General features: G+C 53.1%; 3 protein-coding genes. All 3 read right to left on the minus strand.

Features of this window, described 5'->3' with window-relative positions:
• Positions 1-371: SAM-dependent methyltransferase (locus DBO31_RS08260; protein WP_234995445.1), on the minus strand; the 371-nt coding region annotated here is incomplete at its 3' end.
• A 25-nt stretch (positions 372-396) separates the two neighbouring features.
• The gene (locus DBO31_RS08265) at positions 397-1,947 is read right to left on the minus strand and encodes a polysaccharide biosynthesis C-terminal domain-containing protein (RefSeq protein WP_369907371.1); all 1,551 of its coding nucleotides are present in this window, start codon (positions 1,945-1,947) and stop codon (positions 397-399) included.
• Between the two features lie 22 nt (positions 1,948-1,969).
• On the minus strand, positions 1,970-5,257 hold the full coding sequence (gene mfd / locus DBO31_RS08270; RefSeq protein ID WP_150824911.1) for a transcription-repair coupling factor: 3,288 nt from the start codon (positions 5,255-5,257) through the stop codon (positions 1,970-1,972).
• Positions 5,258-5,636: the final 379 nt, after the last annotated feature.

Here is a 5,636-nt window from a genome sequence, read left to right on the forward strand (position 1 = left end):
ACTTCGAGGAAACTCATCCCCGGATGGACTACGACGGGGATATGACGTCCCGCTCCCTCTTTTTCCAGCATAAGTACCGTCCGTTCCGCTACGACGGGACTACCCGGCACGGCATAGACGACATCTCCTTCCGATGCCCGGTCCAGCACATAATCAGTAATGCCCTGATAGACGCTGTCAAAAGATGTCCCCTGTTCATAAAAACGGTCCAGTGCCTCGTAGGCAATATGTGCTTCATCGAGCATAGAAACAGACGGATGCACAGCCGTCCGCAGCAGCAGGCAGCGCGCTTCCTGCATAAGCCGGAAAGCCGAAAGTGTAATCAGGCCGGCATCTCCCGGACCCAGCCCGACAATATGTATCGTTCCCATAATCAGCCTCTTTTCCATAACGTCATTATTCCAGTTTTTTTACCCAGCGATATATACGGGGCCCCAATACGGGGATTTTAGCAACATCCTCAGTGGCGATAGCCCGGAAGGCAAACAGACAAATGATGTAAATCAGTGCTGCCATTCCCATAGCGGCGACCGTGGCCAGCGCGTCAGGAGCTACTGCCGACAAACCTTTGTGGACAAACCAGGCTGTCCCGGCCATGGCCGCTGCCGCCAGAAATAGTTTTCCTATATAAAGCCATTGTACGGCATAGCGGCAGTAGCGCCGGGCAAAATATAAATTGAGTGCGGCAGCAATAGCCAGATCGGCATTGGTCGCCCAGGCGGCCCCTACTTCAGCCAGCCAGGGCAGGGCCGTCAGATACCAGCTCAGGGCGATTTTGACAATGGCCGCGGCGGCCATATTATACAGAGGAATTGCCGTACGGCCCAATCCCTGCAGGAGACCACCCGTGACCTGCTGCAGGCCGATGAGGAACACTGACAGTCCCAGGACACAGATGGAAGGCCCTGCAGCCGGTGTCGCATAGAGCAGCCGTGAAATAGGCACGGCCAGTACAGCCAGTCCCAGGGAAGCGGGAATAGTAATCAGGCAGGCAATGCGCATGGCCGTATGGGTCCGCGCCAGCACCAGATCTCTTCTGCCACTGGCAAGGGCTGCCGAGACTGCCGGGACGAGACTGGTAGCAAGAGCCATAGTCAGGATAGCCGGCAGCTGCACCAGCCCGTTAGCCATGCCAGAAAGATAGCCGAACAGGGCCGTAGCTTCATGAGCCGTGTATCCGGCAGCAATGAGACGGCGCGGCACGATGAACAAATCAATACTGGCTACGGCTGGCAGCAGCATATTAGCTGCCGCGACCGGAACGGCAAGGACAACCAGGCGTCTGATGACAGTCAGGACGTGTAACGGTGCAAATGTTCCTGTATCGGGTAGCTGCTCTTTTTTTTCATGGCGGATGTACAATGCGGCGATGATACAGAGTCCAGCCGCTGCACCGGGGACAGCGCCAAAAGCAGCTCCGGAGGCAGCCGGTACCAATCCATATGGCAAAAGGACCCAGGCCAGCGTAAGCATGACACACACCCGGACGAACTGGTCCAGCATCTGGGACAAAGCTGTCGGAGTCATGAGCTGCAGGCCCTGGAAATAGCCGCGAAAGCAGCAGGTCAGGACAGATAAAGACAAAGCCGGAGCCAGTACGACCAGAGGCCAGTAGGCCCGTTCATCACTGACAAGCCCCGTAGCAATGAGTGCGCGGGCTCCCAGCACCATGCCCAGACCGCACAAAACGGCAATGACAGCCATGAAAGCCAGAGTAACGTGAAAAATCCTCCGCGTACCGCTGTAATTGCCCCGGGCCGCCTGCTCGGCCACCATGATGGAGACAGCAATAGGAATGCCGGCGCCGACAATACTGAGCAGCAGGATATACATGGGATAGGCCATCTGATAGAGACCGATTCCCTCACCGCCCAGAAGGCGGGACAGGAGAATGCGGTTCACGCCGCCCAGGATTTTTACGACAATCCCGGCAACGGTGAGCACCATAGCTCCCCGCAGGAAAGAAACGTTAGCCAAGGGAATTCCCCTTTCTCACTGTGTTGAAAGACGCAAAAATCTGATCTAAGAAGGTCAGGATATCTTCTACCCCGGCAAGACTGATCCGCAGCATTAGGGGCATACCCGGTACCGTACGGAACCGGCGCCGCAGCGGCCCTGTCAGCTCTGCCAGCGGTGGCATATCCTGCAGGCTGCGCCACTTCAATTCCAGCGTGTCCCGTTTTTGGGCGATGAGTGTAAGGCCCAGGCTGCGTCCCGTAAGACGGATCCGCGTCGCGTGGAGCAGCGTCTCTACGGGACGGGTAGGACGACCGTAGCGGTCCAGTAGTTCTTTTTCCAAATCATTCAATTCTTTTTCGTCGGTAATAGTGGCCAGACGCTGATACATTTCTATCTTCTGTCCGCCGTTGCTGATGTAGGCATCATCGATAAAGGCATCAATATGCGTTTCCATGACCGTTTCCGGTGGCGGCAGTTCATCGCTCTGTCCTTTCTGGGCTTTGGCGATGGCTTTTTCCAGCATGCTGCAGTACATGGCAAACCCGACACTGGCAATATTGCCATGCTGTTCCCGTCCCAGGAGATTGCCGGCACCGCGGATTTCCAAATCGCGCATGGCTATTTTAAACCCTGAGCCCAGTTCGGTAAATTCCTTAATTGCCTGAAGACGTTTTTCTGCCACTTCCGACAGGACTTTATCCCGGCGGTACAGGAAATAGGCATAGGCCATGCGATGACTGCGGCCGACACGGCCCCGCATCTGATACAGCTGGGACAGGCCGAAATGGTCCGCATCATAGATGATGATCGTATTGGCATTGGCTACATCCAGACCGTTTTCGACGAGGCTGGAACACAGGAGAATATCATAGCGGCCTTCATAAAAGTCGAACATGACCTGTTCCAACAGTGTCCCGGCCATCTGGCCGTGGGCGATGCCGATAGATAAATCCGGCAGTAATGCCTGAAGCTGGTCTTTCATTTTTTCGATGGAATCTACCATGTTGTAGACAAAAAATACCTGCCCGCCCCGGTGCTTTTCCCGCATGACCGCGTCACGGACAATACGGGCATCGTATTCGGTGACATAGGTCTGGACGGGGAAACGGTCTGTCGGTGGCGTTTCGATGACACACATCTGGCGCAGATTGACCAGGGACATATGAAGCGTACGTGGTATCGGCGTCGCGCTCAGAGTCAGCACATCGATATGGGCTGCCCAGGCTTTCCATTTTTCTTTCTGGGCCACACCAAAACGCTGTTCTTCATCGACGACAAGCAACCCCAGATCTTTAAATTTCACACGTTTATTGAGCAGACTGTGAGTCCCGATAAGGACATCGATTTCTCCGGTCAGCGTCCGGCGCAGGATGTCCTTCTTTTCCTTTTGTGACCGGAACCGGTTGAGAACATCACAGTTGACACCAAAATTACGGAACCGTTCCGTAAAAGTCTGGAAATGCTGCTGGGCCAGAACTGTCGTCGGGACGAGGACCGCAACCTGTTTGCCTCCCATGACGGCTTTGAATACGGCCCGCATGGCGACTTCCGTCTTGCCAAAACCAACATCGCCACAGACAAGACAATCCATCGGGAATGGTTTTTCCATGCTCTTTTTGATTTCTGCTACGGCTTTCAGCTGATCTTCCGTTTCTTCATAGGGGAACGCATCTTCAAATTCTTTCTGGAACGGCGTATCCGGCGGGAAAGCAAATCCTGGGACGATTTCACGCTTGGCATAGACTGCAACCAGTTTTTCCGCCAGGTCCGTAATCGATTTCTGCGCCTTTGCCCGTGTCTTCTGCCAGTCACTGCCACCCATCTTGTGCAGTTTTGGCGTATCACCTTCATTACCGATATAACGCTGCAGCAGATTAAGCTGATCCGTCGGGACATACAAGATATCTTTTCCGGCATAATGGATTTCCAGATAATCTTTATGGACGCCGTCGATTTCTATGGTCTTGATGCCGGCGTAGCGGCCGATGCCGTGGACTTCATGAACGACATAATCGCCGGCTTTGAGATCGGTAAATACGTTGATTTCCTGCCCTTTCTGCACGTGATGGCGCAGGCGGTGCTTCTGCATGCCGTAAATATCCCGTTCAGATATGACGACTAACTTGGCATAAGGCAGTTCGAACCCATTTCGTATTTCCCCTTCTGCCAGGTAAATCTGGCTGGCCTCAAGGGGTGTCGTCTCTTCGTATGCAGAAACGGAAAATCCGTTCTGGGCAAACCAGCTTTTCAGCGTCGCGATCCGCTGGCGGCTGCCGAGTACAAAAAGAATCGCATCGCCGCTTTCCTGCCAATGCGAAAGTTCATCGTGAAGCAGGTCAAACTGTTTCTGGAAACTGGCCATGGCCTTGGCAGAAAAGCTTGCCGACGAATCTATCATCATATCCGGTACGGACTGAGCCATGAGAGACAGGACAATCTGTGTCCCCTTTCGTTCTGCACCGGACAGAGATCGCCATGAACAGAGCCATTCTTTGTAATCGGCGCTTTCTTTCAGGAATTTCTTTAAATTTTCCCGGCAGCGGTTGGGTTCATCCCAGATAATAACGCCTTCGTCAAGATAATCGAGGATCGTATGTTCTTTGTCTTTATCGCCATCTATAGCAAAAGGAAGGATACGGACCGTATCGGTCTTATCGAGGGATTTCTGGCTCGACGCATCAAAAAAGCGCAGGCTTTCCAGTGTATCGCCGAAAAATTCCAGACGGAGCGGCTGTTCATAGTTTACGGCAAATACATCGATAATATCACCGCGCACAGAAAAATGGCCCCGCCGTTCGACCATATCGACCCGTTCATATCCGTCATCTGCCAGGCGCCGGAGCAGCGTTTCCCGTTCGTAATCCTGACCGGCAGATACGTTAAACGCTGCTGCATTGACATGTTCCGGCGCCGCGATGAACTGGGCCGCTTCTTCTATCGTCGCGACGACGGCACAAAAAGCATGACTGCAGAGTGCTGCCAATACTTCCATCTGCCGGGCTGTCCGTTCCATGCTCTTTGCCGTCGTTGAAAATACGGCCCGGTCCCCTAAGGGAAATGTATAGACGGGTAAATCCGCGGCAAAGAACTGCAGATCCGTCTGCCAGGCCGTTTCCTGCTCTTTCGATGGTACAATGATCAGAGCCGGTTTTCCCACAGCCATGACAGCCCGGGCGGCAAACGACGTTTTGACCGATCCTCCGACACCGTATATGCTGTGGCACCCGGGCTGGATAAACAAGTCAGCACAGGAATGTATATTGGCATCCTCGTTCATGCGTTGAAAAAAAGTATTCATATTACACGACCTCATAGAAAACGGGGCCTTAGTAAAAAATCCCTAAAGCCCTTTTAGTAAACAATGTTCAAGTGACGTTTCATTATATCATAGAACGATTTTTTTTTAAAGACACACTTGGCCCATTCAAAAGAAAGAGGCTGCAACAAAATGGGCTTTTACGCCGTACATTTTGCTCAGCCTCTTCCCGTTTACTGCAGATCGTGCTTCCGCTGGCATCAATTACTCAGGTTTTCCAACGAGCGGTGTCAGCAACTGCCTCCTGCGTCAGGAATAGTCATCCTGGTACTACTTATTATCCGACTGTGGCAGATCGCGGTTGGTACAGATGCGGCCCTGCCTTTTACCGATAGCAGCGATAATTTCGTCTACCCTGGCC

It is taken from the genome of Megasphaera sp. DJF_B143, from assembly GCF_900320625.1.
Classification (GTDB): domain Bacteria; phylum Bacillota; class Negativicutes; order Veillonellales; family Megasphaeraceae; genus Megasphaera; species Megasphaera hexanoica.

Coding starts and splice junctions, on each gene's coding strand:
- DBO31_RS08265 (WP_369907371.1), bottom strand. CDS start 1,947: ATGGTGCTCACCGTTGCCGGGATTGTCGTAAAAATCCTGGGCGGCGTG.
- mfd (WP_150824911.1), bottom strand. CDS start 5,257: ATGAATACTTTTTTTCAACGCATGAACGAGGATGCCAATATACATTCC.